Here is a 23,507-nt window from a genome sequence, read left to right as displayed (position 1 = left end):
GGGTCTCAGGCGGCTTCATGCTGCCAGGACGTCCTCGGCCCGGTGACAGGCCACCTGGCGGCCGCCCAGGTCTCGCGGCTCCGGCGCCTGCTCACACTTCTCGACCGCCATCGGGCAGCGCAGCCGGAACGGGCAGCCCGTCGCCGCCGGCACCGCCTCCGTCCTCCCCCTCGCCTGCGGCGGCTCCCCTCCCAGCTTCGGTACGGCGTCGCGCAGTGCCCTGGTGTACGGGTGCGCCGGGCTCTTCAGCAGCTCGGCGGTCGGCCCCGACTCGACCACCCGGCCCGCGAACAGCACGTGCGAGGTCCTGCAGAGCCGCTCGACGACGGCCAGGTTGTGGGTGATGAGCAGGCGCTCGGTGTCCAGGGACGCCAGCAGGTCGAGGACCCTGGCCTGGACGGTGACGTCGAGCGCGCTGGTGGGCTCGTCGAGGATGAGCAGGCGGGGGCCGACGGCCAGGGCACGGGCGATCACCACGCGCTGGCGCTGGCCGCCGGAGAGCTGGTGGGGGCGGCGGTCGGCCAGCTCGGGGGCGAGGCCGACCTGTTCGAGCAGTTCGCCGACGCGGGCGCGCTCGGCGCGCGGGAGCGCCTCGGCGATCGAGCGGCCGACGCGCATCCTGGGGTCGAGGGCCTCGGCCTGGAAGACGGGCTGGACGTCCTTCCTGAACGCCCTCAGGTCCACTTTTTTCAGCGTTTGGTCGCCGTACCAGATATTTCCTGACATGGGGGTGAGGAGGCCGAGGAACGCGCGCGCCAGCGTGGTCTTGCCCGACCCGCTCTCCCCGATCAGCCCCACGCCGCCCTCGGTGATCTCCAGGCTGACGTCGTGGACGACCGGGCGGCGGGCGTACCCGAGAGTCACCCGCTCCGCCCTGAGCACGGGTCCTGTCACGGCAGCGCCTCCAGCAGCTCGCGGGTGTAGGGATGGGACGGCTCGGCCAGCACCCGTGCGGCCGGCCCCGACTCGACCACCGCGCCGTCCTTCATGACGAGCACCCGGTCGGCGATCGTCGAGACCAGGGCGAGGTCGTGGGAGACCAGCAGCAGCGCGAGGCCGCGTTCCGCGCGCAGCCGGCGCAGCACGCCGACCACCTCGGCCTGCACGGTCACGTCGAGCGCGCTGGTGGGCTCGTCGGCGAGGATCACCTCGGCGCCCAGGGCGATGGCGAGCGCGATGGCGAAGCGCTGCGCCTGGCCGCCGGAGACCTCGTGCGGGTAGCGGCGCAGGATCGCGGGGTCGAGCAGCACCGCCTCGACGGCCTCCGCCATGGCCCGCTCGGAGTCGTCGCGGCCGTGCAGCCGCAGCGCGCGGCGCATCAGCGTGCCGAGCCTGGTGGCGGGGCTGAGCGCGGCCTGGGGCGACTGCATGACCAGGGCCGCCCTGGCGCCGCGCAGCTCGCGCAGGGCCTTCTGCGAGGCCGTCATGACGTCCACGCCGCACACCTTGACCTGCCCTGAGACCTCGGCGTGCTCGGTGAGCCCGAGCAGCGAGAGCAGCGTCGTGGACTTGCCTGAGCCGCTCTCCCCCACGATCGCCACGGACTCACCGGCGGCGACGTCCAGCTCGGGCACCTCGGCGACCGGCCGGCCGCCGTAGCTGACCCGCAGGTCGCGTACCTCAATCACCTGACCGCCCTCCGCGGGTCGAGCGCGTTGCGCAACCCCTCGCCCAGCACGTTGAACGCGAACGCCGTCACCAGGATCGCGAGACCTGGGAAGGTGACCACCCACCAGTTCGTGGTGAACAGCGTCTGCCCCTGCTGCACCATCAGCCCCCACTCCGCCGTGGGCTCCTGCGCGCCCAGCCCCAGGTACGACAGCGCCGCCGAGGTCAGGATCACCCCGCCCGCGTCCAGCGAGATCTGCACCAGGACCGGGGTGAGCGAGTTGGGCAGCACGTGCCGCAGCACGATCAGCGGGGCCGGCACGCCGAGGCAGCGGGCGGCGTCCACGTAGGGGCGGGTGGCGATCGAGGCGGCCACGGACGCCGACAGCCGGGTGTACCAGGGCCACCAGGTCGCCGCGATGGCCAGGATGACGGTGTTGACGCTGGGCTGCAGCACGACCGCGAGCGCCAGCGACAGCAGCAGCGCGGGAAAGGCCAGGAAGACGTCCGTGACCCGCATGATCACGTCCCTGATCCAGCCGCCCGCGTAGCCGGCGATCACGCCGAGCGTGACGCCGACCACCGCCGAGACCGCCAGCACCGCCACGGCGATGAACAGCGAGGTGCGGCCGCCGTACAGGATCTTGGTGAGCACGTCGCGGCCGACCTGGTCGGTGCCGAACCAGTGCGCGGCGCTCGGCTCCATCAGCCGCTCCAGCGGACGCGGATCGTCCGCCGGGTACGGCGCCAGCCACGGCGCGAGCACCGCGGCCAAGACGATGAGCACGATGAGCACGGCGCCGAACGCGGCGAAGCGGTCGGGGACGCGCGGCAGCGTGCGCCGCAGCGGCTGCGCGTCCTGAGTCTGCTCCTTGGTGCTCATCGGGTCCTCGTTCTGGGGTCGACGAAGCCCTGGAGGATGTCCACGACCAGGTTGGCGAGGACGTAGACCAGGGCGACGAGGAGGGTGACGCCCGCGATGGCCGGGGTGTCCAGCGAGCGGATCGACTCGGCGGCGTAGCGGCCCAGGCCGGGCCAGTTGAAGACGGCCTCGACGAGGAAGCCGTTGACGATCGCGTACGCGAAGACGAGGGCGATGAGCGACAGCACCGGGTTGAGCGCGGGCCGCAGGGCGAACTTGGTCAGGATGGACGTCTCGCCGAACCCGAGCGCCCGCTCCAGCCTGGCGTGGTCCTGCCCCGACTCCTCGATGAGCGCGGCCCTGGTCATCTGGGCGATGACGCCGGCCGGGTAGGCGGCCACGACCAGGGCGGGCAGCACGAGGTGCTCCAGCGTGCTGGTGAGGATGGGCCAGTTGCCGGTGATGAGGGCGTCGACGGCGGTGATGTTCGTCCAGAGGGTGAGGGGGCTGGTGGTGTCGAGCGAGGAGTCGTACTCGCCGGCGACGGGGAACCAGCCGAGGTTGCTGGCGAAGACGGTCTGGAGTGCCAGGGCGAGCCAGAAGACGGGGACGGAGACGGCCAGCATGCTGCCCAGCCGTACCCCGAAGTCCGGAAATTTCGTCTTGTAGCGGGCGGCGAGCACGCCGAGCGGGATGCCCGCCGCGATCGCCAGCAGCAGCGCCGCCCCCACCAGCTCCAGCGAGGCGGGGAACGCGAGGTAGAGGTCGTCCAGCACCGGCTGCCTGGTGCGCAGGCTGATCCCCCAGTCGCCGCTCAGCAGGTCGCGTACGTAGGCCAGCAGCTGCATGGGCAGCGGGTCGTCCAGCCCGAACCGCGCCCGCGCCTCCGCGAGCTGCTCGGGCGTCGCCTTCGGCCCGGCGAAGGCGACCGCCGGATCGCCCGGCACCAGCCGCATGACCACGAACGTGAGCACGACCACGCCGGCCACGACCAGGAGGGCCTGGCCGAGCCGGCGGGTCAGGTAACGGAGCATGGCCTAGCGCTTGAGGTCGTAGAAGAAGACCACGTTGGGATAGGCGGGATTGTCCGTGTACCCCTGGACGTCGGACGACAGCGCGCGCTGGTACGTCTGCACGTACGGCACCGCGACCGCCGCCTCCTCCTGGATGATCTTCCGCTGCAGCTCCTCATAGGAGTCCGCGGCGGCCGAGACGTCCGTCGCGGTCAGCTCGGGCAGTTTGTCGATGGCCGCGTCGATCTCGGCGTTCTTGAGGTAGGACAGGTTGAACTGCGGCTTGTCCGCGCTCTTGAACACGTTGAGGAACCACGAGTAGGCGTCCGGATAGTCCGGGTACCAGTACATGACGAAGATGTCCTGGCCGCGCTTCTTGCCGAGGTCCCACTGCGCGCCCCAGTTCATGGGCTTGGCCTGGAGCGTCACGTTGAGCTTCTGCAGCGCCGAGCTGAGCAGCGTGACCAGCAGCTTCTGGTCCTCGTCGCCGATGCCGTAGGTGAGGCTGAGCTCCAGCTCGGGGTTGTCGGGGCCGTACCCGGCCTCGGCCAGCAGCTCCTGCGCCTTGACGAGGTCCTGCTTGGGCTGCATGTTCTCGGCGTGCCCGAGCAGGCCGGGCGGCACCAGGCCGCTCGCCTTGTGCCCCGCGCCCTCCAGCGCCGCCGACAGGCCGTCGTAGTCGATGGCGAGCTGCAGCGCCTGCCTGATCCTGACGTCCTTCGCCGGGCCCTCGGCGGTGTTGAAGAGCACCAGCAGGTTCTGGAACGACTCCGTCTCCTTCACCTGCACGCCCTGCGTGTCGCGCGCCTGGTCGAACAGCTGCGGGTTGAGCCGCTCCACGAAGTTCACCTCGCCGCGCTCCAGCAGCTGCCAGGCGGTGGTGATCTCGGGCGTGACGCGGAAGGTCACCTTCTTGTACTGCTCCGGCTTCCAGCCGCCCCAGTAGTCCTCGAACGCCTTGAGCGTGAGCTCGTTCTCCTTGCCCTTCTGCCAGGAGTCGATCGTGTACGGGCCGGTCCCGGCGGTCTTCTCTCCGTCGGCGTCCACCGCGTCCACATCGTAGATCCAGGCCGCGTAGCCGGAGGCGGCGACGAGGTCGAGCGGGGCGGCGTACTTGAGGTCGAAGACGACGGTGCTCGCGTCGGGCGTCTCGATCTTCTCGACCGGGTCCCAGATGTAGGCGGCGCCGCCCTTCTTGTCCTTCGTGCGCTCGATGGCCTTCTTGACGGCCTCGGCGTCCATCGTGGCGCCGGAATGGAACTTGACGCCCTGCCGCAGCGTGAACGTCCACTGCTTGCCGTCGCCCGACGACTTCCACTCGGTGGCGAGGCGCGGCTTTGCCTGCTTGGCCTGCGAGTCGTACCTGGTCAGGCCCTCGTAGATGTTGGACAGCGCGATGATCTCGTTGGAGTAGGAGGTCGCGGGGTCCCAGTCGGTGACCACGTCGTGGTTGGGGGCGTAGACGAACGTGCTGTCGTTGACCTGCCCGCCCGCCGGGGCGCCCGTGCTCGCGCGGGGCTCTGGGGTGCCGCCGGCGCCGCGTACCTGGCCGCCCGCGCACGCCGACGCGGTCAGAGCCAGGACACCGGCCACCCCGGCGACGAACAGTCGCTTGTGCCAGCGCATGGGGGGATCCTTTCGATATTCACCGGGCGAGGGGTCCGGCTGCTTTGACGTGCACCCGCACGGCGGGCTCGGAGAGATAGCTCAGCGGCACCTCGAGGAGGTCCACGATCTCCACCGTGGAGGGGTCGGCCCCCGCCGCCACGGCCCGCGTACGCGCCTCCTCTTTAGCGCTTTCGATGGCCTGTGTCCGGCTTTCTCCCGCAGGCAAGATCGTATCGACTCTGCCGCTCGCGAGGGCGATGGCGGCCCCCACCGCGTTGGCCACCTCGGCGTGCTCCGGCCTGATCACCCGGCTCACCCCGGGGATCTCGGCGGGCAGCAGGAACGCGCCGCCGCCCACCGCGACCAGGGGACGGTCGGCGCGGCCGAGCGTCATCCTGTCCACGGCGTCGGCGACCAGCTCGTCGGCGACCGCGACCGCGCCCGTCAGCACGTCGTCACCGCGCAGGCGCTCCTGCCAGTCGTCGGCGCCCGCCGGCACGCGGCCCGCCGCGACCGCGGCGTCCGTCATCGTCGCCGTCGTCCCGCCGAACACCAGCGCCTCCGTGGCGATCCGGTAGCCCACCGAGTCGGGGCCGAGCCCGCCGGGCCGGACCACGGTGCCGCCGCCGAGCGCGATGGCCAGGATGTCCGGCATGCGGAAGTTGGTGAGCACGCCGCCGATCTCGGTCGCCGCCGCCGACTCCCTCGGGAACCCGCCGACCAGCACCCCCAGGTCGGTGGAGGTGCCACCGACGTCCACGACGATCGCGTCCGGCACCCCCGACAGGTACGCGGCGCCGCGCAGCGAGTTCGCCGGGCCCGAGCCGATCGTGGAGACCGGCAGGCGGGCGGCCTGCTCCAAGGTCATCAGGGTGCCGTCGTTCTGCGCCAGGTAAGGGCGTGCGCTCAGGCCGCGCTCGGCCAGCGCCGTGACCAGGGCGTCGGTGACGTGGGCGGCGACGCCGTACAGGGCGGCGTTCAGCACGGTCGCGTTCTCGCGTTCGAGCAGGCCCAGCGAGCCGATCTCGTGGCTCACCGACACCGGCAGCCCGTACTCGGCCGCCACCAGCTCCGCCACCCGCCGCTCATGGGCGTCGTCGGCCGGGCTGAACACGCCGGTGACCGCCACCGCGTCCGCCTCGACGCCGTCGAGGAAGCGGCGCACGGCGTCCAGGTCGAGCGGGCCGATCTCGCGGCCGTCCACGTAGTGGCCGCCCGGCACGATCGCCTCGCCGGCCGAGACGACCTCGCGCAGGTCGTCCGGCCAGTCGGACAGCGGCGGCACCGCCGTGGTGGCGGGCGCGCCGAGCCGCAGCACGGCCACCCGGCCGAGCGCGCGGCGCTCCAGGATCGCGTTCGTGGCGTGCGTGGTGCCCAGCATGACCCGCGTGACGTCGGAGCGGTCCTCGACCTGCTCCAGTACGGCGTCCAGCGCGGCGCGCAGGCCGTCGGTCACCTGGGGGGTGGTCGGCCGCTTGGCCTTGGCGAGCACCCGGCCGTCCGCGTCCAGCACCACGGCGTCGGTGTTCGTGCCGCCGACGTCGATCCCGATGCGCAGGTCAGCCACGCGCGTTCAGCTCCTCAACGGGGACGTAGTCCAGGTCGTATCCGAAGGCACGCGGGCCCGCCGTCTCCAGGCCCTTGCCCGTACGCCAGAGCGGGTCGCAGGGCCAGGCGAGGACCGTCACCCGCTGGCCGTACCTGAGCGCCTCGGTCTGGATCGCGGCGGCCGTCTCGGTGTCCACGACCGTGATGAGGTCGGGCACCATGGCGCGGGCGCGGCCCTCCTCGATCGCGACGAGGTTCTCGTTCTGCAGCTCCAGGCTCAGGCGGCGGCCTCGGTCGTCGCCGGTGCCCTCGATGACGGCGGTGCCGCGGACGAAGCCGCCCGTCGTGTGCCGCTCGACGTCGGTCAGCTTGCCGGTGATCAGCCTGACCGCGCCCAGGCGCGCGCGCAGCGCCTCCAGGGGGTCCGACGCGCCCTGCGTGGCCCTGCCGACCTCCAGGGCGCGGGTCACCGTACCCTCGATGACCGCTCCCCTGGCCGTGGTGCCGGTGAGGATGAAGTCGGCCATCAGCGCGTGCGAGCCCACGGCCACGCAGACGGCCCGCGCGATGCGCTCCGACCAGAGGCCGTCGAGCGGGCGGATGGTGACCACGTTGCCCGCGACGTCCGACATGATCACGATGTCGGCGGGGACGCCCGCGACGTACATGGAGATCATCTGGACCTCGGGGAACGCGCGTCCCATGCCGTCGGCGTCGAGCAGTGGCAGGCCGAGCTGGGCCGCCCAGGCGACCGGCGCGACGCCGTTCGCGCCGCCGATCTCCGAGGACATGATCGCGGTCGGCGGGCGGCCGAAGACGCGCTCGATCTCCTCGGCGATGCGCTTGGGCTCGTCCTCGCCGTGGATCATCTCGTGGCTCACCGTCGGGGCGCCGATGCCGGACAGCGGCACCACGAGGGCGTCGTCCGCCAGGTCGTCCAGGGTGACGAGCGGGACGGGGCCGTGCTCGCGGATGGCGCGCACCGCCGCCAGCGATCCTGAACGGACGTCGCCCCCGCCGCCGGTGCCGAGCACGGCACAGCCACGCGCGAGGGCCTGGATGTCACTCACATCAATCCTCATTGGCGACACAACCAACCACATGGGCGCACATTCCGCCAGTCCAGCACGTTTCGCACGGGTGAAAACGATCCCCATGCACCGATTCCGTTGTCCTGGTATGTGTGGGGGCGAGGGATGGGAGGGCCGTATGCGCATTTCGGTGGCCGCCGACAGCAAGGACGGCGTGGCCGAGCGGGTCGTGGCGGAGCTTCGCGGGCGCGGCCACGACGTCGTCACGCACGGCGCGCTCAACGACGACGAGCGCGACGACTGGGCGTGGGCCTGCGAGCTGACCGCGCGCGACGTCGCCGAGGGACGTGCCGAGCAGGGCGTCGTGTGCTGCTGGACCGGCACGGGGGCGTCGATCGCGGCCAACAAGGTGCCGGGGGTGCGGGCGGCGCTGTGCGTGGACGCGTACACGGCCGACGGGGCCCGCAAGTGGAACGACGCCAACGTGCTCGCGCTGAGCCTGCGGCTGACCTCGGACGTGGTGCTCGACGAGATCCTCGACGCCTGGTTCGCCGGCCGCCCCAGCGACGACCCCGCCGACCAGGCCAACATCACCCACGTCGGCCGCATCTGACCGGCCGCATCTGACCGGCCGCGGGCGTCAGGGCCGCCGTCACGGGAGGGGCTCCTCCCCCGCATCCTCCGGCCGGGAGGACGGCCGGAGACGGTCCTGTCACCACGGACGCCGGGAAATCGTCGGTCCCTGGCCGTAGGGTGCTGGGCATGACCCTCGTCCTGCTCCGCGGCGGGCTGGTGTGGCGGCCCCGTCAGCCGGCCCTCGAGCCCGCCGACCTCCTGGTGCGCGACGGGCGCATCGCGCAGGTGGCGCCGCGCGTCGACGCGCCGCCGCAGGCGCGGGTCGTCGACGTCACGGGGCAGGTGGTGCTGCCCGGCCTGGTCGAAGCCCACTGCCACCTCGACAAGACGCTCTACGGCGGCCCCTGGGTGCCCCACTCGGCCGACGACACGCTCGCCGGCCGCATCGGCAACGACCTCGGCCGCCGCGCCGAGCTGGGCGTCCCGAGCGTGCCGCGCGTCAGGGCGCTGCTGGAGCGCATGATCGCCTTCGGCACCGCCCACGTGCGCACCCACACCGACATCGACCCGCAGGTGGGGCTGCGCGGCGTCGAGGCGGTCCGCGAGGCCGCCGCCGGCCTGCCGATCGGCGTGCGCCAGGTCGCCTTCCCCCAGCACGGCGTGCTCACCAACCCTGGCACGGCCGAGCTGCTCGAAGAGGCGCTGCAGAACGGCGTGGAGGCCGTGGGCGGGATCGACCCGGCGGGCATCGACCGCGACCCTGTGCGCCACCTCGACGTCGTCTTCGGGCTGGCCGAGCGCTACGGCGCCCACCTCGACATCCATCTCCACGACGGCGGCACCTTAGGCGGGTGGGAGCTGGAGCTGATCATCGAACGCACCCGCGTGCTCGGGCTGGGCGGCCGGGTGGCCGTCAGTCATGCGTACGCGCTGGGGCAGCTCGACGACGCCGCCCAGGGCCGGCTCATCGACGGGCTGGCCGATGCCGGGGTGGCGCTCGTCACCGCGGCGGTCTACAGCTTCCCCGTGCCGCCCGTGAAACGGCTGCGGGCCGCGGGGGTCACGCTCGCGTGCGGGCACGACGGCATCCGCGACCTGTGGGGGCCGTACGGCAGCGGCGACATGCTGGAGCGCGCCATGCATCTCGCCTACCGCAGCACCTTCCGCAGAGACGACGACATCGAGCTGGCTCTTGAGGCCGCCACCACGGGCGGCGCCCGCCTGCTCGGCCTCGGCTCCTACGGCCTGGCCCCCGGCGACCGCGCCGACCTGGTCGTGGTGCCGTGCGGGAGCGCGGCGGAGGCCGTGGTCGTTCACCCTGCGCGCACTCTGGTCATGAAGGACGGCGTCGTCCTGCACAATTGACCGGCGGGACCATCGAAAGGCAGGCAAGTGCTCTCTATTCACCAGCGGATCGCCGCAGAGCTCGGCGTGCGCGACGGCCAGGTGCAGGCGGCCGTCGAGCTGCTCGACGGCGGCGCGACCGTGCCGTTCATCGCGCGATACCGCAAAGAGGCCACCGGCGCTCTCGACGACGCGCAGCTGCGCACGCTGGAGGAGCGGCTGCGCTACCTGCGCGAGCTCGAGGAGCGCAGGACGGCGATCCTGGAGTCCATCGAGTCCCAGGGCAAGCTCGACGACGAGCTGCGCGAGCAGATCATGGCGGCCGAGACCAAGGCCAGGCTCGAGGACATCTACCTGCCCTACAAGCCCAAGCGGCGCACCAAGGCGCAGATCGCCCGCGAGCTGGGGCTCGAGCCGCTGGCCGACAAGCTGCTCGCCGACCCCTCGCTCGACCCCGCCGCCACCGCCGAGAGCTTCGTCACCGAGGGCGTCGCCGACGCGAGCGCTGCGCTCGAAGGCGCGCGGGCCATCCTCATCGAGCGCTTCGCGGAAGACGCCGACCTCATCGGCGGCCTGCGCGAGCAGCTGTGGACCCGCGGCCGGCTGGTGTCGAAGGTCCGCGAGGGCAAGGAGGAGGCGGGGGCCAAGTTCGCCGACTACTTCGACTTCGGCGAGCCGTTCCCCAAGCTGCCCTCCCACCGCATCCTCGCCATGTTCAGGGGCGAGAAGGAGGAGATCCTCTCCGTCACGCTCGAGCCCGACGACAGCCCCGACTACGAGATGCGCGTCGCCGCCAGGTTCGGCATTTCCGACCAGGGGCGCCCGGCCGACAAGTGGCTGGGCGAGACCGTGCGCTGGGCGTGGCGCACCCGCATCCTCGTCCACCTGGGCATCGACCTGCGCATGCGGCTGTGGCAGGCCGCCGAGGACGAAGCGGTGCGGGTCTTCGCCGCCAACCTGCGCGACCTGCTGCTCGCCGCGCCGGCCGGCGCGCGGCCCACCATGGGGCTCGACCCCGGCCTGCGCACCGGCGTCAAGGTCGCGGTCGTCGACGCCACCGGCAAGGTCGTCGACACCGCCACCATCTACCCCCACGAGCCCAAGCGGCAGTGGGACCAGTCGCTGGCGGTGCTCGGCGCGCTCGCCCAGCGCCACGGCGTCGAGCTGATCGCCATCGGCAACGGCACGGCCTCCCGCGAGACCGACAAGCTGGCCGGCGAGCTGGTCAAGCACATGCCGGGGCTCACCAAGATCGTTGTGTCCGAGGCCGGCGCGTCCGTCTACTCCGCCTCCCCCTACGCCTCGCAGGAGCTGCCCGAGCTCGACGTGTCGCTGCGCGGCGCCGTCTCCATCGCGCGGCGGCTGCAGGACCCGCTGGCCGAGCTGGTCAAGATCGACCCCAAGTCCATCGGGGTCGGCCAATACCAGCACGACCTCGCCGAGTCCAAGCTGTCCCGCTCGCTCGACGCCGTCGTCGAAGACTGCGTCAACGCGGTCGGCGTCGACGTCAACACCGCCTCGCCCCCGCTGCTCACCCGCGTGTCCGGCATCGGCGCCACGCTCGCCGAGAGCATCGTGCGCCATCGCGACGCCAACGGCCCCTTCCGCACCCGCTCCGCGCTCAAGAGCGTGCCGCGGCTCGGGCCCAAGGCGTTCGAGCAGTGCGCGGGCTTCCTGCGCATCAGGGGCGGCGACGACCCGCTCGACGTCTCCGCCGTGCACCCCGAGTCCTACCCGGTGGTGCGCCGCATCCTGACCTCGGCCAAGACCGACCTCAAGTCGCTGATCGGCAACACGGCGGCGCTGCGCTCGCTCGACCCGCGCGCGTTCACCGACGACACCTTCGGCCTGCCGACCGTCACCGACATCCTGCGCGAGCTGGAAAAGCCCGGCCGCGACCCGCGTCCCGCCTTCAAGACGGCCACCTTCAAGGAGGGCGTCGAAAAGCTGTCCGACCTGACGGCCGGCATGATCCTTGAGGGCGTGGTCACCAACGTGGCGGCGTTCGGCGCGTTCGTCGACGTCGGCGTCCACCAGGACGGCCTCGTCCACGTCTCGGCCATGTCCCGCACGTTCGTCTCCGACCCGCGCGACGTCGTCAAGCCGGGCGACATCGTCCGCGTCAAGGTCCTGGGGGTCGACATCCCCCGTAAGCGCATCTCCCTGACCTTGCGCCTCGAAGACGAGACCACGCAGGAGGGCACCGACACCCCCCGCAGGGGCGCCGGCCGCCAGGGCTCCCGCGACGGATCCCGCGGCGAAGGCGGCCGCGGCGACGGATCTCGCGGCGCCGGCGGACGGGGCGAGGGCGGCCGCGGCAACGGCGGACGCGGTGACAACGGACGCGGTGACAACGGACGTGGCGACAGCGGCCGCGGTGAAGGTGGCCGCGGAGATGGCGGACGCGGCCAGGGCCCACGTGGCGAGGGCGGACGCGGCGACGGAGGCCGCGGACAGGGCGGACAAGGCGGGCAGGGCGGGCGCGGCCAGGGCGGCAACGGCGGCGGACGCGGGCGCGGCGACGGAGGCCGCGGCGGCCAGCGCCGCCAGGACCGCCCGGCCCCGACGGGCGCCATGGCCGAAGCTTTGAGAAAGGCCGGCCTCGGCGGCGACTCCCGCTGACCACGAAACGGCGGTCCCGCCCCAAGCCCACGCTCCGGCCGGGACCGCCACCATGCATCCCCTGACCAGCCCCAACCCACACCCACGCTCGTGCCCGCGCTCGGGTCTCTCGGCTGGTGGCGAACGTGGGGCTGGGCGGGCTGGTGGGAAGGCGCGTGGCGATACGGTCTAAGGGTGAGCAGCACTGCGTTCGATACGGCGATCACTCAGGCTCGCGACCTGCTCAGGTGGCGCTCTCCGTTGCGTACCGAGCTCTGGGCGGCCAGGCTCACGGCCGGGCTGGAGGGGTCGGGGCAGGTGGAGGAGTTTCTGGGGCGGGCGGCCGAGGACGGTGGGATGGAGGCTCGTCTTGCTCTTGCTGCTCTCGCCGCAGTCAACCGCCCTACCGACGCCCCTGCCTGGGGTGACGAGGGCGAGGGCGCGACTTCGCCCGGCGACGAGGCCGACGGCTCGGTGTCTTCTGATGCTGAGGGTGATGGCTCCGTGGATACCGCTGGAGGTGCTGAGGGCGCTTCGGGCGTGAGTGGGCTGTTCGCGGTGGCTGGGCGTGGGGTGGCCGACACCTTGGCCGGGTGGGTGCGGCGGATGGGGCGGGTTCGGTGCGAGGGCGGCTGGTACGGGAAGGCCGACCCCTACGGCGAGCAGGTGCTGGCGGTGCTGTCGTTCCGGTACGACAACGGCAAGGAGCCGCACATCCTCGTCGTCGGCATCGACCAGCCCAGCGGCGGCCTGGCGGTGGACGCGCTGGTGGAGGAGGCGAAGTTCCTCGACGAGCTGGATCTGCGGCCGACGCCTCCCGAGAGCGTGGCGGCCAGGATGCTGGATGCGTTCGCGCTCACCGACCGCGTCATGGGGGCGCAGGTGGCCGACACCCTGCCGGAGGTACGGCCGTTCGCGATCACGCGGGCCCGCACCGTACTGGAAGGGGCGCGCCTTCGCGATACCGGATCGGCTGCCGGCCCGCAGCATGATGTGTCCGGCTCTGAAACGGGTTCGACTGCCGGAACGGCCGGCATCACTGAGACGGCGGCACCCGCCGAAACCACCGGCTCGGCTGGAGCGGCGGGAGAGCCTGGGCCGATGCCGGAGGGGCCCGGCGCGCGGGAGGCGTTCGAGGTGTTGATGGAGTTCGTCGGCGAGCGGACGTTGTGGTGGAGTCCGGCGCGGGTGTCGCAGTTCCTGACGCAGTGGCTGCCTCGGGAGGCCATCCTGTCCGACGCGGCGGTCGAGGCGATGCCCGAGGTGGTGCGGGCCTGGACGATGCGTCAGGGCGGCCACCCGGCCGTATTGCGGCAGATCGACCACGATGCTCCGCGCCTGCCGGCTCTCATGGCGGACGAGTCTCTCGCCTCACTCAACAAGCGCCTCGCTCTGGCCGCCCGTGAGGGTTAGCCCATCAGACGAACGGTCCTTGCATGACAGGACAGTGTGGGCAATCAAGGTCGACTGAAGGGTGTGGGCAGTCAGAAGGCCGACAGGACGGCGTGGGCGGTCAGAAGGCCGACAGGACGGCGTGGGCGGTCAGAAGGCGTGGGCGGTCAGAAGGCGTAGCGGATATTGCAATAAGGCAGGCGGGCGCTGATGAGGTCGGTGAGGGCTGCGACGTAGCGGCCCTTGTGGCCGGTGCGGTAGCGGACGTTCCAGCCGCCCGTCTGGGAGCGTTTCGGCTGCTGGAGGTCCGGGCGCCACAGCACTTCCTCGGCCTTCGGGTGCCAGCCCAGGTTGACCTCGTGCAGGCGGTCGTTGTGGGTCAGGAAGACGATCTCGGCGGCGAGCTGGGCGCGGGCCTCGGGGCTGAGGGCGTCGTCGAGGTGGGTGAGGAGTTCGGCCCAGTCGTCGAGCCACCCCTCGCGTACGACGACAGGGCTGAAGTTGACGTGCACCTCGTACCCGGCGGCCACGAAGTCGTTGATGGCCTCGATCCGGTCGGCGACGGGCGAGGTACGGATGTCGAGCAGCTTCGAGTCGGCCGCCGGCATGAGGCTGAACCGCACCCGGGTGCCGCCGCGCGGGTCCCAGGAGAGCAGGTCGCGGTTGACGTACTTGGTGGCGAAGCTGGCCTTGGCGTTGGGCAGCCGCCCGAAGAGGTCCACCAGGTCGCGCACGTTGCCGGAAATGGTGGCGTCGACCGAGCAGTCGGAGTTCTCGCCGATGTCGTAGACCCAGTCGCGCGGGTCGACCTGGTCGGGCTCGGGTTTGACGCCCTGCCGCCCGGCGTGGCGCTCGAGGTAGCCGAGGATCTTGTCGATGTTGGCGAAGACGGTGATGGGGTTGCTGTAGCCCTTGCGGCGCGGCACGTAGCAGTAGGCGCAGGCCATGGCGCAGCCGTTGGCGGTGGACGGCGCGATGAAGTCGGACGAGCGGCCGTTGGGCCGGGCGGTGAGCGACTTCTTGATGCCGAGCACGAGCGACTCGGTCTTGATGCGCACCCAGCGGGTGACGTTGGTCTCGTCGCCGTACAGCTCGGGGATGCGGTGGTGGCTTTCGACCTCGATCAGCTCGGCCCCGGGGAAGCGGGCGAGGATCTCCTGCCCTCGCGGCAGCTCTGCTGCGGCCGGTTCGAGGTATATGCGGCGGATATCCAGCAAAGAGTTACTGATCGTGATTGTCATCTCACTTCCAGGTTACCCGGGCTGGTCCACTGGACAGGCGTACGCGGTCCGGGAGGCGAGCTGCCAGGTCAGGACGGCGGCGCCGCAGCGGCGGCAGTGCTCGCGCTTGTAGACCCAGCGCTCGTCGGGCGCCGCCGGGTCGCTCACCACCTGCCCCGCGTCGCGCCCCAGGGCCATGTACGTCCGCGCCGCCTCCCACAGCCGCCCGGCCGTGGCGGCGTCGAGGTCGCGGGCCCCGGGATGCAGCCCGGTCAGGAAGAGCAGCTCCGCCCGCCACGCGTTGCCGACGCCCGCCCACACTTTCTGGTCGAGTACGGCCGCGCCGACCGGCCCGCGGAACGCCCGCAGCCGGCGTACCGCCTCCTCCTCCGGGGCGTCGTCGCGCAGCGGGTCGGGGCCGAGTGAGGCGCGCAGCGCGGCGACGCCGTCCGCGTCGAGCTGCTCGCAGGTGGAGGGGGCGATGAGGTCGTACGCGACGTCGTCCGTGGCCAGCCGCAGCCGGGTGCCCGCCCGGGGCGGTGTGCCGGGGTCGGGGTAGCGCAGGAAGATGCCGCGCATGCCGAGGTGCACGTGGACGGCCGGGGCGCCGTCGAAGTGGTAGAGCAGGTGCTTGCCCAGCGCCTCAACGGACCGCAGCGCCCGCCCGTCGTACGGCCCGGCGTCGAAGCGCCCCTGCGGCCCGGCCGCGCGCACGACCCGTCCGCCCAGGTCGGCGTGCTGTTCGCGGGCGTGGCGGTGGGTCAGATGTCCTTCCGGCATGCCGGAGTGCCTACCCGGATCCCGGCCTCGCCGCGCCGGGCGGGCGGGCGGGCTGACCCACTGCGCCGGAAGAGCGGGTGAGCTGGTCCTCCGCGCTGGACAGCAGCATGTCCAGCGCTGTCGGGTAGGCGCTGTCGTTCATGCGGGCCACCAGCAGGGGTGCGGTGGCGGCGATGTGGGGGTGGGTGGTAGCGGGCAGGCGGGCGTACGTGTCGCGCCAGACCTCCTCGTCGGCCTCGCGGGCCGCCGGGGGCAGGGCCAGGGTGGCGGCGTCGAGGATGGAGAACGCCAGGCTTTGGTCAATGAAAGCGTGATAAATCCGGACCGCGTCCTCATCCCCGAACCCCGCCCCCCGCAGGATCCCCAGGATCATCTCGTCCCCCGCCACCTCGTTGGGCCGCCCCGTGACCCGGGACGCGGTCAGCAGCGCCGCCTGCGGATGCGCCAGATAGGCGTGGTGGATGCGCAGCCCCAGCTCCCGCAGGTCGCCCCGCCAGTCACCGGTCGGCTCGAACCGGTTGACGGCGTGCCCGAACAGCTCATCCGCGATCGCCAGCACCAGGTCGTCCATGCCGCGGAAGTATCGATAAATAGTGCTCGCGTCGGCGCCGAGCGCCAGCCCGAGCCGGCGCGCGCTGAGTCCGGCGGCCCCGTGCTCGTGCAGCATGCGCAGCGCGGTCTCGACGATGAGGCCGTGCGTGAGCACCTGGCCCTGTTTGGTGGGACGCCGCCGCCGGCGCGCCGTCTCAGGCACCACCCGCTTGGCCATCCAGCTCACCCTCCTTATGCCAACGCCATTGACGTTGTTCAGCGTACGGGCGTTGGATGAGCGGACACACCCCCAAAAAGCTGCTAAAAGGGGATTTTTCGTCATGCGTATCCTTCTCGTGGGAGCAGGCGGCGTGGGCACCGCCATCACCCGGATCGCCGCCCGCCGCCCGTTCTTCGACCACATGGTGGTCGCCGACTACGACCTCCCCCGCGCCAAGGCCGCCGTCGCCGCCCTCGGCGACGCGGCCGCCAGGTTCACCCCGGCCAGGATCGACGCCGCCGACACCCGCGCGGTCACCGACCTGCTCGCCGAGCACCGCTGCGACGTGCTGCTCAACGCCACCGACCCGCGTTTCGTGCTGCCTCTGTTCGACGCCGCGCTCGCCGCGGGCGCCGATTACCTCGACATGGCGATGTCGATGTCCAGGCCGCACCCAGAGCGCCCGTACGAGGAGGTCGGCGTCAAGCTGGGCGACGAGCAGTTCGCCAGGGCGGGCGCGTGGACCGAGCGTGGCGGGCTGGCCCTGGTGGGCATGGGGGTGGAGCCGGGCCTGGCCGACGTGTTCGCCCGCTACGCCGCCGACGAGCTGTTCGACGAGATCGAGGAGATCGGCATCAGGGACGGCGGCAACCTGACCGTCGAGGGCTACGAGTTCGCGCCGTCGTTCTCGATCTGGACCACGATCGAGGAGTGCCTCAACCCGCCGCTGATCTACGAGAAGGACCGCGGCTGGTACACCACCGAGCCGTTCAGCGAGCCCGAGGTCTTCGACTTCCCCGACGGGATCGGCCCCGTGGAGTGCGTGAACGTCGAGCACGAGGAGGTCGTGCTGGTGCCGCGGTGGATCCCGGCGCGGCGGGTCACGTTCAAGTACGGCCTGGGCGAGGAGTTCATCGGCGCGCTGAAGACGCTGCACGCGATCGGCGTGGACCGCACGGACCCGGTCGAGGTGCGCACCGGGGACGGCACGGTCGAGGTGTCGCCGCGCGACGTGGTGGCCGCCGTGCTGCCCGACCCGGCCGGGCTGGGCGAGCGCATGCACGGCAAGACGTGCGCGGGCACGTGGGTCAAGGGCGTCAAGGACGGGCGGCCGCGCGAGGTGTACCTGTACCACGTGGTGGACAACCAGTGGACGATGCGCGAGTACGGCAGCCAGGCCGTCGTCTGGCAGACCGCGGTCAACCCGGTGATCGCCCTGGAGCTGCTGGCCGAGGGGGTCTGGAAGGGCACGGGCGTGCTGGGGCCGGAGGCGTTCGAGCCGCGCCCGTTCCTGGATCTGCTGGTCGCGTACGGCTCACCGTGGGGCATGCGCGAGCAGTGAGGGGGCCGGGCGACGGCACGGGAACGGGACGTTGGATCATAAAGGGGCCTCGACCCGTACCTGGGAGGAAGACCCCTTGAGCATCGCCGACGACCCCGACCGCGCACCGGCCCGCTCCCATCTGTACGCCATGGGCCTGTCGGAGGAGGAGATGCGCCGCCCCGTGGTGGGCATCGCCTCCACCTGGACCGGCACCATGCCCTGCAACCTCAACCATCGCGACCTGGCCGAGCACGTGGCGGAGGGGGTGCGCGCGGCGGGTGGCCTGCCGATGGAGTTCAACACGATCGCCGTCTCCGACAACCTCACCATGCACACGCCCGGCATGCGCACGTCGCTGATCAGCCGCGAGGTGATCGCCGACTCGATCGAGCTGATGGGGCGGGCCCACCAGTTCGACGCGCTGGTGGCCATCGTGGGCTGCGACAAGACCGTACCGGCCGCGATCATGGCCCTGGCCAGGCTGGACGTGCCGTCGGTCGTCCTCTACAGCGGCAGCATGATGCCGGGCCGCTGGCGGGGACGTGACGTGACGATCCAGGACATGTGGGAGGCGCTCGGCGAGCGCGAGGTGGGCCGCCTCGACCAGGCCGACCTGGACGACCTGGCCAGGCACGCCTGCCCCGGCGCGGGCACCTGCGCCGCCCAGTACACCGCCAACACCATGGGCGCGGTCGCCGACTTCCTGGGCCTCGCACCGTTCGGGATCGGCGACATCCCGGCGGTGGCGGAGGAGAAGAACGCGGCGGCCCGCCGCATCGGCGAGATCGCCATGGACGCGCTGGCCCGCGACGCCCGCCCGTCGCGGGTGCTCACCGCCGACGCGCTGCACAACGCGATCGTCTCGGTGGCGGCCATGGGCGGCTCCACGAACGCGGTGCTGCACCTGCTGGCGATCGCCCGCGAGGCGGGGCTGCCGCTGGAGATCGACCGCATCGGCGAGGTCTGCCGCGAGGTGCCGATCATCACCGGGCTCAAGCCGAGCGGCGGCGACGCGACCGCGCTCGACCTGTGGCGGGCCGGCGGCACGTCGCTGGTGGTGCGCCGGCTGCTGGAGGCGGGGCTGCTGCGTGAGAACGTCACGCTGGTGGACGGCCGCACGCTGCCCGAAGTGGCCGAGGCCGCGGTGGAGACGCCGGGCCAGCGGGTGGTGGCGAGCGCGGACGAGCCGTTCAAGAAGCGCGGCGCGCTGGCCATCCTGCGCGGCTCGCTGGCGCCCGACGGGGCGGTGCTCAAGCTGGGCGGCAAGGACGACTTCCGGCACGAGGGCCCGGCGAAGGTGTTCGACTCGGAGAACGACTGCTACGTCGCGATCCAGGAGGGCCGCATCGTGCCGGGCGACGTCATCGTGGTCAGGTACGAGGGCCCGGCGGGCGGCCCCGGCATGCGCGAGATGCTGTCGATCACCGGTCCGCTGGTCGGCCGGGGCCTCGGCACCTCGGTGGCGCTGGTGACCGACGGCCGGTTCAGCGGCGTCTCGCACGGCCTGGTGATCGGGCACGTGGCGCCTGAGGCGTACCACGGCGGGCCGATCGCGCTCGTGCAGGACGGCGACCCGGTGGTGATCGACAGCGCGGCCGGCACGCTCGACGTGCTGGTGCCGGAGGACGAGCTGGCGCGGCGCAGGGCGGCGTGGCGGCGGCCTGAGCGGGAGGTCGAGCGCGGCGTCCTGACCAAGTACGTCGCATCCGTCCGCTCGGCCTCGGACGGCGCGGTCACGGCCTGAACCAGGAGGGTGGGGGCACGCCCGGGGACCGGGCAGCCGCCCGGGACGGCTATGCTGCGCAGTGACGTTTCGCGTGCCCTCACCTGAATGGAGACCTGCCCGATGATGAAGGAGTTCGCCGCCGAGGTCGTGATGTGGCTCGTCCCGGTCGTGGTGCTGATCGGGGTGGCACTCCTCGTCACCGCCTGAACCCCCGGCGAGTCCCCTCAGTAGATCCAGGCAGGCTCAGGAGAGCTTCACGACGCCCAGGCCAGCAGCGGCCCTCCTTGTCTGAGCCGCTTCAGCGCCTGTTTCTCCAGCTGCCTGATGCGTTCCCTGGTCAGGCCCAGATGCGCGGCGATCGCGGTGTAGCTCTGGGCCTGCTCGCCGCTCAGCCCATACCTCAGGTTGATGACGAACGCCTCGCGCGGCGGCAGCGACGTGACCACCTGGCGCAGCTCGGCGCTGAGTGCGCGGCGCTCGGTCAGCTCCTGCACCTCGAGCCCGTCCTCGTCGGCGATCATGTCGCCGATCCTGCTCTCGCCGTGCTCGCCGACGGGCAGGTCGAGGCTCACGGTCTCCTGGCCCAGCCGGCGTAACGTGGCCACCTGCGCGGGCGTGCGTTCCGCCGCCGCGCTCAGCTCGGCGTCCGTCGGTTCCCTGCCCAGCTCAGTGGCCAGGCGCCGCTCGACGCGCAGCAGCCGCGACAGCTCCTCGGCGACGTGGGACGGCAGGCGTACGGTGCGGCTCTTGTCGTGGATGCCGCGCTCGATGGCCTGCTTGATCCACCACATCCCGTACGTGGAGAACTTGAAGCCGCGCCGGTAGTCGAACTTCTCCACCGCCCTGATCAGCCCCAGGTTGCCCTCCTGGATGACGTCGAGCAGCGGCAGCCCCCGGTAGGAGTAGCGCCTGGCGACCGCCACCACCAGCCGCAGGTTCGACCTGATCAGCTTCTCCTTGGCGCGCCGCCCGTCAAGGACGATGTGTTCGAGTTCGGGCGTGCCCGAACCACGCTCGATGAGATGGCCCGCGTACAGGCCGGCCTCGATCCGCCGGGCGAGATCGACCTCGTCGTCAGCGGAGAGTAAGGGGGTCTTGCCGATCTGCTCGAGGTACGTGCCGAGCAGATCGGGCTCTTCTGCCGCCATGCACGGGCACTACCCGGTAAACGGCGGCGAATTCCCTGCTTCGTTGAGTTCGGCGATGGCCAGCTCGGCCGTGCTGCGGATATCGAAGAACTTGTCGAGCGCGGTGATCGCGAACAGGTGCTTGCACCGGCCGTTGAGCCCGGACAGCAGCAGCCGCCCGCCGGAGGCGGTGACCGCTTTGTGCAGGTAGACCAGCACCGACAGGCCGGAGGAGTCGCAGACGCTCACGGCCTGCATGTCGATGACGAGCAGCGGCGGCTGGGTGAGATCGAGGGCCTTGGTCACGCGGTCTCGGACCTCGGCGGCGGAGCCGAAGTCGAAGTCCCCCGTCAACCGTGCGATGACGCAGGGTCCTTGGAGTCCGAGGCTTATCGACAAGGCCTGCTCCGAAGTCACCCAGTTCCACCTACCCGCGTCGCTCTCCCGACCCGACCACTCTATGAGAAGTAGCGCTTCGGGTTGAACACCAGCATCTGCTCAATCTGGTCGTCGGTCACACCCGAGTCCCGCAGTGCGGCCACGACGTCGTCGTGAATGTGATCGTAGCGCCAGTTGGGCGCGACCGCGTCGCGGGTCTCGTCCCAGGGCCCGCCGAAGTAATCCATGAAGCAGGCCGTGTCGTGGCTGAGGACCATGCGGTCGGTGTAGCCGCGGGCGGCGAGCGCGGCGACCGTGGCCACCCGCTGCGGGGTCGGGTTGTAGAGGTCGAGGCCGAAACGGTCCATGCCGAGCACGGCGCCGGTGTCGGCGAGCCGCATGAGGTAGTCGAGGTCGTTGCTGTCGCCGGCGTGCCCGATGACCACCTTGGTCAGGTCGACGCCCTCCTTGCCGAACAGGTCGAGCGCGAGCAGCCCGCTCTGGGTGAAGGAGTTGGTGTGCACGGTGATCGGCGCGCCCGTGCGCAGGTGGGCCTGGGCCACGGCCTTGCAGATGCGCTCGACGCCCGGCGTGAGCCCTTTGGCCTCGACCACGCACTTGAGGAAGGCCGCCTTGACGCCGGTGCCGGCGATGCCCTCGGTCAGGTCGCGCACGAAGTCGTCGATCATCGGGTCGGGGCAGTCGATGAGCAGGCCGGGGCCGCGGTGCTCGTACTGGTGGGGCACCTCGTCGTAGGAGTAGAGGCCGGTGGCGGCGATGATGTTCAGCTCGGGCACCTGGTCGGCGACGCGCTTGACGCGCGGGATGTAGCGGCCGAGCCCCCACACCGTCGGGTCGACGATCGTCCGCACGCCCTTGGCAGCCACCGCGCGCAGCTTGGTGACCGCGTCCGCCACCCTGGTCTCCTCGTCCCACCAGGCGCCCGCGCCGTAGTTGTCCACGTGCTCGGTGGCCAGCACGAAGACGTGGTCGTGCATCAGGGTCTGACCCATCGTGTTGACATCGACGGGGCCGCGTAGGGTTTCGACAGTGGGCATGCGCGCCTCCATACCAGGTGGTCGGTTGCGCGCAAACCTAAGCCGGACAGTCAAGATCGTCAAACTCCGCTGCGCGGGAACAACGGGCGCGGTTTCGCCAGCCGTTCACCGCCGACCGCCGCGGCCACGCGGCGGGCGGCCGTCGGCAGGAACGGCTCCAGCTGATCGGCCAGCTCCCTGCACGCTCCGACCAGCCGGCCCAGCGACACCTCCTGCCGGGCGCGCGGCTGCGCCCACGGCCTGGCGGTCTCGACGTACCGGTTGGCCTCCTCGACGATGCGCCACACCTCGATCGCCGCCCGCCGGAAGTCGAAGTCCGCGAGCGCCGCGTCCACCGAGATCTCGGCCAACGGTTCGTCCTGCGGCGGCACGTGGCCGTCGAGGAAGCGGTGCACCATGGTCGCGACCCGGCTGACCAGGTTGCCGAGGCCGTTGGCGAGGTCCTCGTCGGCCCGCGCGCGCAGTCGTTCCTCGGTGAAGTCCACGTCGCCCACGCGCGGCACCTCGCGCAGCAGCCACCACCGCACCGCGTCCACCCCGTACGCCGCCACCAGCTCCGCTGGATCGGCCGTCCCGCCCGCCGACTTGCTGATCTTGCGGCCGCCGGCCGTGATGTAGTCGTGCACGAAGACGGCGGTGGGCAGCGGCCGCCCGGCCGACAGCAGCATGGCCGGCCAGTGGACCGCGTGGAACCGGATCACGCCCTTGCCCACGATGTGCACCTTGTCCTGCTCGCGCACCCACCACCGCTCGTACGCGCCGGGCTCGTCCAGCGCCGTGACGTAGTTGGCCAGCGCGTCCCACCAGACGTAGATCACCTGGTCGGAGTCGCCCGGCACGGGGATGCCCCAGCCGCGGGCGCGGGCGGCCGAGCGGGAGACGCTGATGTCGGACAGCCCGGCCGCCACGAACGCCAGCACCTCGTTGCGCCGGGCCGCCGGCTCGACGCGCAGCCGCCCGCTGCCGATGAGGTCGAGCAGCGCGTCCTGGTAGCGGGAGAGCCGGAAGAACCAGTTCTGCTCCGAGACCGTCTGCAGCGGCCCTGGATGCCCGTCGGGGCAGGGGCCCTCCTGGTAGAACTGCTCGCAGCCCACGCAGTAGAGCCCCTCGTAGTGGCGCTGGTAGAGGTCGTGCGCGATCTCCTGCCAGATCCGCTCGACGCCGGCGCGGTGCGCGGGGTGCGCGCTGGTCCTGATGAAGGCGTCGAACGACACGTCGAGCGGCCCGCGCAGCGCCTCGAAGGCGGCGGCGTTGCGGTCGACCAGTTCGCGCACCGGCACGCCCGCCGCCTCCGCGGCCAGCACGTTCTTCAAGGAGTTGTCGTCGCTGCCGGTCTGGAACCGTACGGGCGCGCCGCGCCGCCTGTGGTGCCTGGCCAGCACGTCGGCCTGGACGAGCTCCAGCGCGTGGCCGAGGTGCGGCCTGGCGTTGACGTAGGGGATGGTGGTCGTGACGTACATCGGATGCCTCCCGAAGGGGCCCCGGACACGAAGAGAGGCCCCGGCTAGCAGGGCCTCAACGTGGACGTGCCGGTGAAACCCCCTAGGGGGCCATGATTCG

The 23,507-nt window shown here is 71.7% G+C and carries 20 protein-coding genes; 6 read left to right on the top strand and 14 right to left on the bottom strand.

The annotated features are described in order from the left end of the window. Positions 1–15: 15 nt before the first annotated feature. The 7 genes from AB0K28_RS16590 to AB0K28_RS16560 are packed head-to-tail and all read right to left on the bottom strand — an operon-like array spanning position 16 to position 7,709. Complete coding sequence (locus AB0K28_RS16590; RefSeq protein WP_364370273.1) at positions 16–894, bottom strand: ABC transporter ATP-binding protein; 879 nt, start codon at positions 892–894, stop codon at positions 16–18. Then, complete coding sequence (locus AB0K28_RS16585) at positions 891–1,628, bottom strand: ATP-binding cassette domain-containing protein (protein ID WP_364370270.1); 738 nt, start codon at positions 1,626–1,628, stop codon at positions 891–893. The genes AB0K28_RS16590 and AB0K28_RS16585 overlap by 4 nt, the downstream gene beginning before the upstream one ends. Continuing rightward, the gene (locus AB0K28_RS16580) at positions 1,625–2,491 is read right to left on the bottom strand and encodes an ABC transporter permease (protein WP_364370266.1); all 867 of its coding nucleotides are present in this window, start codon (positions 2,489–2,491) and stop codon (positions 1,625–1,627) included. The genes AB0K28_RS16585 and AB0K28_RS16580 overlap by 4 nt, the downstream gene beginning before the upstream one ends. Then, positions 2,488–3,504: an ABC transporter permease gene (locus AB0K28_RS16575; protein WP_364370263.1), complete on the bottom strand. Its 1,017-nt coding sequence runs from the start codon at positions 3,502–3,504 to the stop codon at positions 2,488–2,490. The genes AB0K28_RS16580 and AB0K28_RS16575 overlap by 4 nt, the downstream gene beginning before the upstream one ends. 3 nt (positions 3,505–3,507) lie before the next feature. Continuing rightward, positions 3,508–5,109 (bottom strand): ABC transporter substrate-binding protein, encoded by a 1,602-nt coding sequence (locus AB0K28_RS16570; protein WP_364370260.1) that lies wholly within the window; start codon positions 5,107–5,109, stop codon positions 3,508–3,510. 19 nt (positions 5,110–5,128) lie between these two features. Then, positions 5,129–6,658 carry a hydantoinase/oxoprolinase family protein gene (locus AB0K28_RS16565; RefSeq protein ID WP_364370257.1) on the bottom strand — a complete coding sequence of 510 codons (1,530 nt, stop codon included), beginning with the start codon at positions 6,656–6,658 and terminating at the stop codon, positions 5,129–5,131. Then, on the bottom strand, positions 6,651–7,709 hold the full coding sequence (locus AB0K28_RS16560) for a DUF917 domain-containing protein (RefSeq protein WP_364370254.1): 1,059 nt from the start codon (positions 7,707–7,709) through the stop codon (positions 6,651–6,653). Before AB0K28_RS16560 ends, AB0K28_RS16565 begins: the two co-directional genes overlap by 8 nt. A 139-nt stretch (positions 7,710–7,848) precedes the next feature. Here AB0K28_RS16560 and AB0K28_RS16555 point away from each other — a divergent pair, with 139 nt between their 5' ends. The 4 genes from AB0K28_RS16555 (at position 7,849) to AB0K28_RS16540 (ending at position 13,604) form a co-directional block, all read left to right on the top strand. Next, positions 7,849–8,283: an RpiB/LacA/LacB family sugar-phosphate isomerase gene (locus tag AB0K28_RS16555; protein WP_364370251.1), complete on the top strand. Its 435-nt coding sequence runs from the start codon at positions 7,849–7,851 to the stop codon at positions 8,281–8,283. A 149-nt stretch (positions 8,284–8,432) separates the two neighbouring features. Then, positions 8,433–9,611 carry an amidohydrolase gene (locus AB0K28_RS16550; protein ID WP_364370248.1) on the top strand — a complete coding sequence of 393 codons (1,179 nt, stop codon included), beginning with the start codon at positions 8,433–8,435 and terminating at the stop codon, positions 9,609–9,611. Between the two features lie 27 nt (positions 9,612–9,638). Continuing rightward, positions 9,639–12,212 (top strand): Tex family protein, encoded by a 2,574-nt coding sequence (locus AB0K28_RS16545; RefSeq protein ID WP_364370245.1) that lies wholly within the window; start codon positions 9,639–9,641, stop codon positions 12,210–12,212. A 585-nt stretch (positions 12,213–12,797) separates the two neighbouring features. After that, positions 12,798–13,604 carry a hypothetical protein gene (locus AB0K28_RS16540; protein WP_364370243.1) on the top strand — a complete coding sequence of 269 codons (807 nt, stop codon included), beginning with the start codon at positions 12,798–12,800 and terminating at the stop codon, positions 13,602–13,604. A gap of 146 nt (positions 13,605–13,750) precedes the next feature. Here the strand turns inward: AB0K28_RS16540 and AB0K28_RS16535 are convergent, their stop codons facing one another. The 3 genes from AB0K28_RS16535 to AB0K28_RS16525 are packed head-to-tail and all read right to left on the bottom strand — an operon-like array spanning position 13,751 to position 16,352. Next, entirely contained in the window at positions 13,751–14,800 is a 1,050-nt protein-coding gene (locus AB0K28_RS16535; protein WP_364370241.1) for a spore photoproduct lyase family protein, read from the bottom strand. A 36-nt stretch (positions 14,801–14,836) separates the two neighbouring features. Next, on the bottom strand, positions 14,837–15,583 hold the full coding sequence (locus tag AB0K28_RS16530; RefSeq protein ID WP_345388714.1) for a DNA-formamidopyrimidine glycosylase family protein: 747 nt from the start codon (positions 15,581–15,583) through the stop codon (positions 14,837–14,839). A 10-nt stretch (positions 15,584–15,593) separates the two neighbouring features. Continuing rightward, complete coding sequence (locus AB0K28_RS16525) at positions 15,594–16,352, bottom strand: TetR/AcrR family transcriptional regulator (protein ID WP_364370238.1); 759 nt, start codon at positions 16,350–16,352, stop codon at positions 15,594–15,596. A gap of 103 nt (positions 16,353–16,455) precedes the next feature. Between AB0K28_RS16525 and AB0K28_RS16520 the strand changes: the two genes are divergently transcribed. Both AB0K28_RS16520 and ilvD read left to right on the top strand, forming a co-directional pair. Next, positions 16,456–17,676, top strand: coding sequence for a saccharopine dehydrogenase C-terminal domain-containing protein (locus AB0K28_RS16520; protein WP_364370235.1), 1,221 nt, complete (start codon positions 16,456–16,458; stop codon positions 17,674–17,676). 76 nt (positions 17,677–17,752) lie between these two features. Continuing rightward, positions 17,753–19,402 carry a dihydroxy-acid dehydratase gene (gene ilvD / locus AB0K28_RS16515; RefSeq protein ID WP_364370232.1) on the top strand — a complete coding sequence of 550 codons (1,650 nt, stop codon included), beginning with the start codon at positions 17,753–17,755 and terminating at the stop codon, positions 19,400–19,402. A 236-nt stretch (positions 19,403–19,638) separates the two neighbouring features. Here the strand turns inward: ilvD and AB0K28_RS16510 are convergent, their stop codons facing one another. The 4 genes from AB0K28_RS16510 to AB0K28_RS16495 are packed head-to-tail and all read right to left on the bottom strand — an operon-like array spanning position 19,639 to position 23,407. Then, entirely contained in the window at positions 19,639–20,532 is an 894-nt protein-coding gene (locus AB0K28_RS16510) for a sigma-70 family RNA polymerase sigma factor (RefSeq protein ID WP_364370229.1), read from the bottom strand. 9 nt (positions 20,533–20,541) lie between these two features. After that, positions 20,542–20,928, bottom strand: a complete 387-nt coding sequence (locus AB0K28_RS16505; RefSeq protein WP_169789150.1) for an STAS domain-containing protein — start codon at positions 20,926–20,928, stop codon at positions 20,542–20,544. Between the two features lie 41 nt (positions 20,929–20,969). Further along, positions 20,970–21,947, bottom strand: a complete 978-nt coding sequence (locus AB0K28_RS16500) for a phosphotriesterase-related protein (RefSeq protein WP_364370226.1) — start codon at positions 21,945–21,947, stop codon at positions 20,970–20,972. A 59-nt stretch (positions 21,948–22,006) separates the two neighbouring features. Beyond that, positions 22,007–23,407: a methionine--tRNA ligase gene (locus AB0K28_RS16495; RefSeq protein ID WP_364370223.1), complete on the bottom strand. Its 1,401-nt coding sequence runs from the start codon at positions 23,405–23,407 to the stop codon at positions 22,007–22,009. Positions 23,408–23,507: the final 100 nt, after the last annotated feature.

Origin of the sequence: Nonomuraea sp. NPDC049504 (genome assembly GCF_040676845.1) — a bacterium.
In the GTDB taxonomy this organism is placed as follows: Bacteria; Actinomycetota; Actinomycetes; order Streptosporangiales; family Streptosporangiaceae; genus Nonomuraea; species Nonomuraea salmonea.
This window is presented reverse-complemented; position numbering and strand designations above follow the sequence as displayed.

What these genes read in the sequence shown, in the direction of transcription:
- AB0K28_RS16580 (WP_364370266.1), bottom strand. Translation starts at nt 2,491, where the DNA reads ATGAGCACCAAGGAGCAGACTCAGGACGCGCAGCCGCTGCGGCGCACG.
- AB0K28_RS16575 (WP_364370263.1), bottom strand. Translation starts at nt 3,504, where the DNA reads ATGCTCCGTTACCTGACCCGCCGGCTCGGCCAGGCCCTCCTGGTCGTG.
- AB0K28_RS16570 (WP_364370260.1), bottom strand. Translation starts at nt 5,109, where the DNA reads ATGCGCTGGCACAAGCGACTGTTCGTCGCCGGGGTGGCCGGTGTCCTG.
- AB0K28_RS16555 (WP_364370251.1), top strand. Translation starts at nt 7,849, where the DNA reads ATGCGCATTTCGGTGGCCGCCGACAGCAAGGACGGCGTGGCCGAGCGG.
- AB0K28_RS16550 (WP_364370248.1), top strand. Translation starts at nt 8,433, where the DNA reads ATGACCCTCGTCCTGCTCCGCGGCGGGCTGGTGTGGCGGCCCCGTCAG.
- AB0K28_RS16540 (WP_364370243.1), top strand. Translation starts at nt 12,798, where the DNA reads ATGGGGCGGGTTCGGTGCGAGGGCGGCTGGTACGGGAAGGCCGACCCC.
- AB0K28_RS16530 (WP_345388714.1), bottom strand. Translation starts at nt 15,583, where the DNA reads ATGCCGGAAGGACATCTGACCCACCGCCACGCCCGCGAACAGCACGCC.
- AB0K28_RS16525 (WP_364370238.1), bottom strand. Translation starts at nt 16,352, where the DNA reads ATGGCCAAGCGGGTGGTGCCTGAGACGGCGCGCCGGCGGCGGCGTCCC.
- AB0K28_RS16520 (WP_364370235.1), top strand. Translation starts at nt 16,456, where the DNA reads ATGCGTATCCTTCTCGTGGGAGCAGGCGGCGTGGGCACCGCCATCACC.
- AB0K28_RS16510 (WP_364370229.1), bottom strand. Translation starts at nt 20,532, where the DNA reads ATGGCGGCAGAAGAGCCCGATCTGCTCGGCACGTACCTCGAGCAGATC.
- AB0K28_RS16500 (WP_364370226.1), bottom strand. Translation starts at nt 21,947, where the DNA reads ATGCCCACTGTCGAAACCCTACGCGGCCCCGTCGATGTCAACACGATG.
- AB0K28_RS16495 (WP_364370223.1), bottom strand. Translation starts at nt 23,407, where the DNA reads ATGTACGTCACGACCACCATCCCCTACGTCAACGCCAGGCCGCACCTC.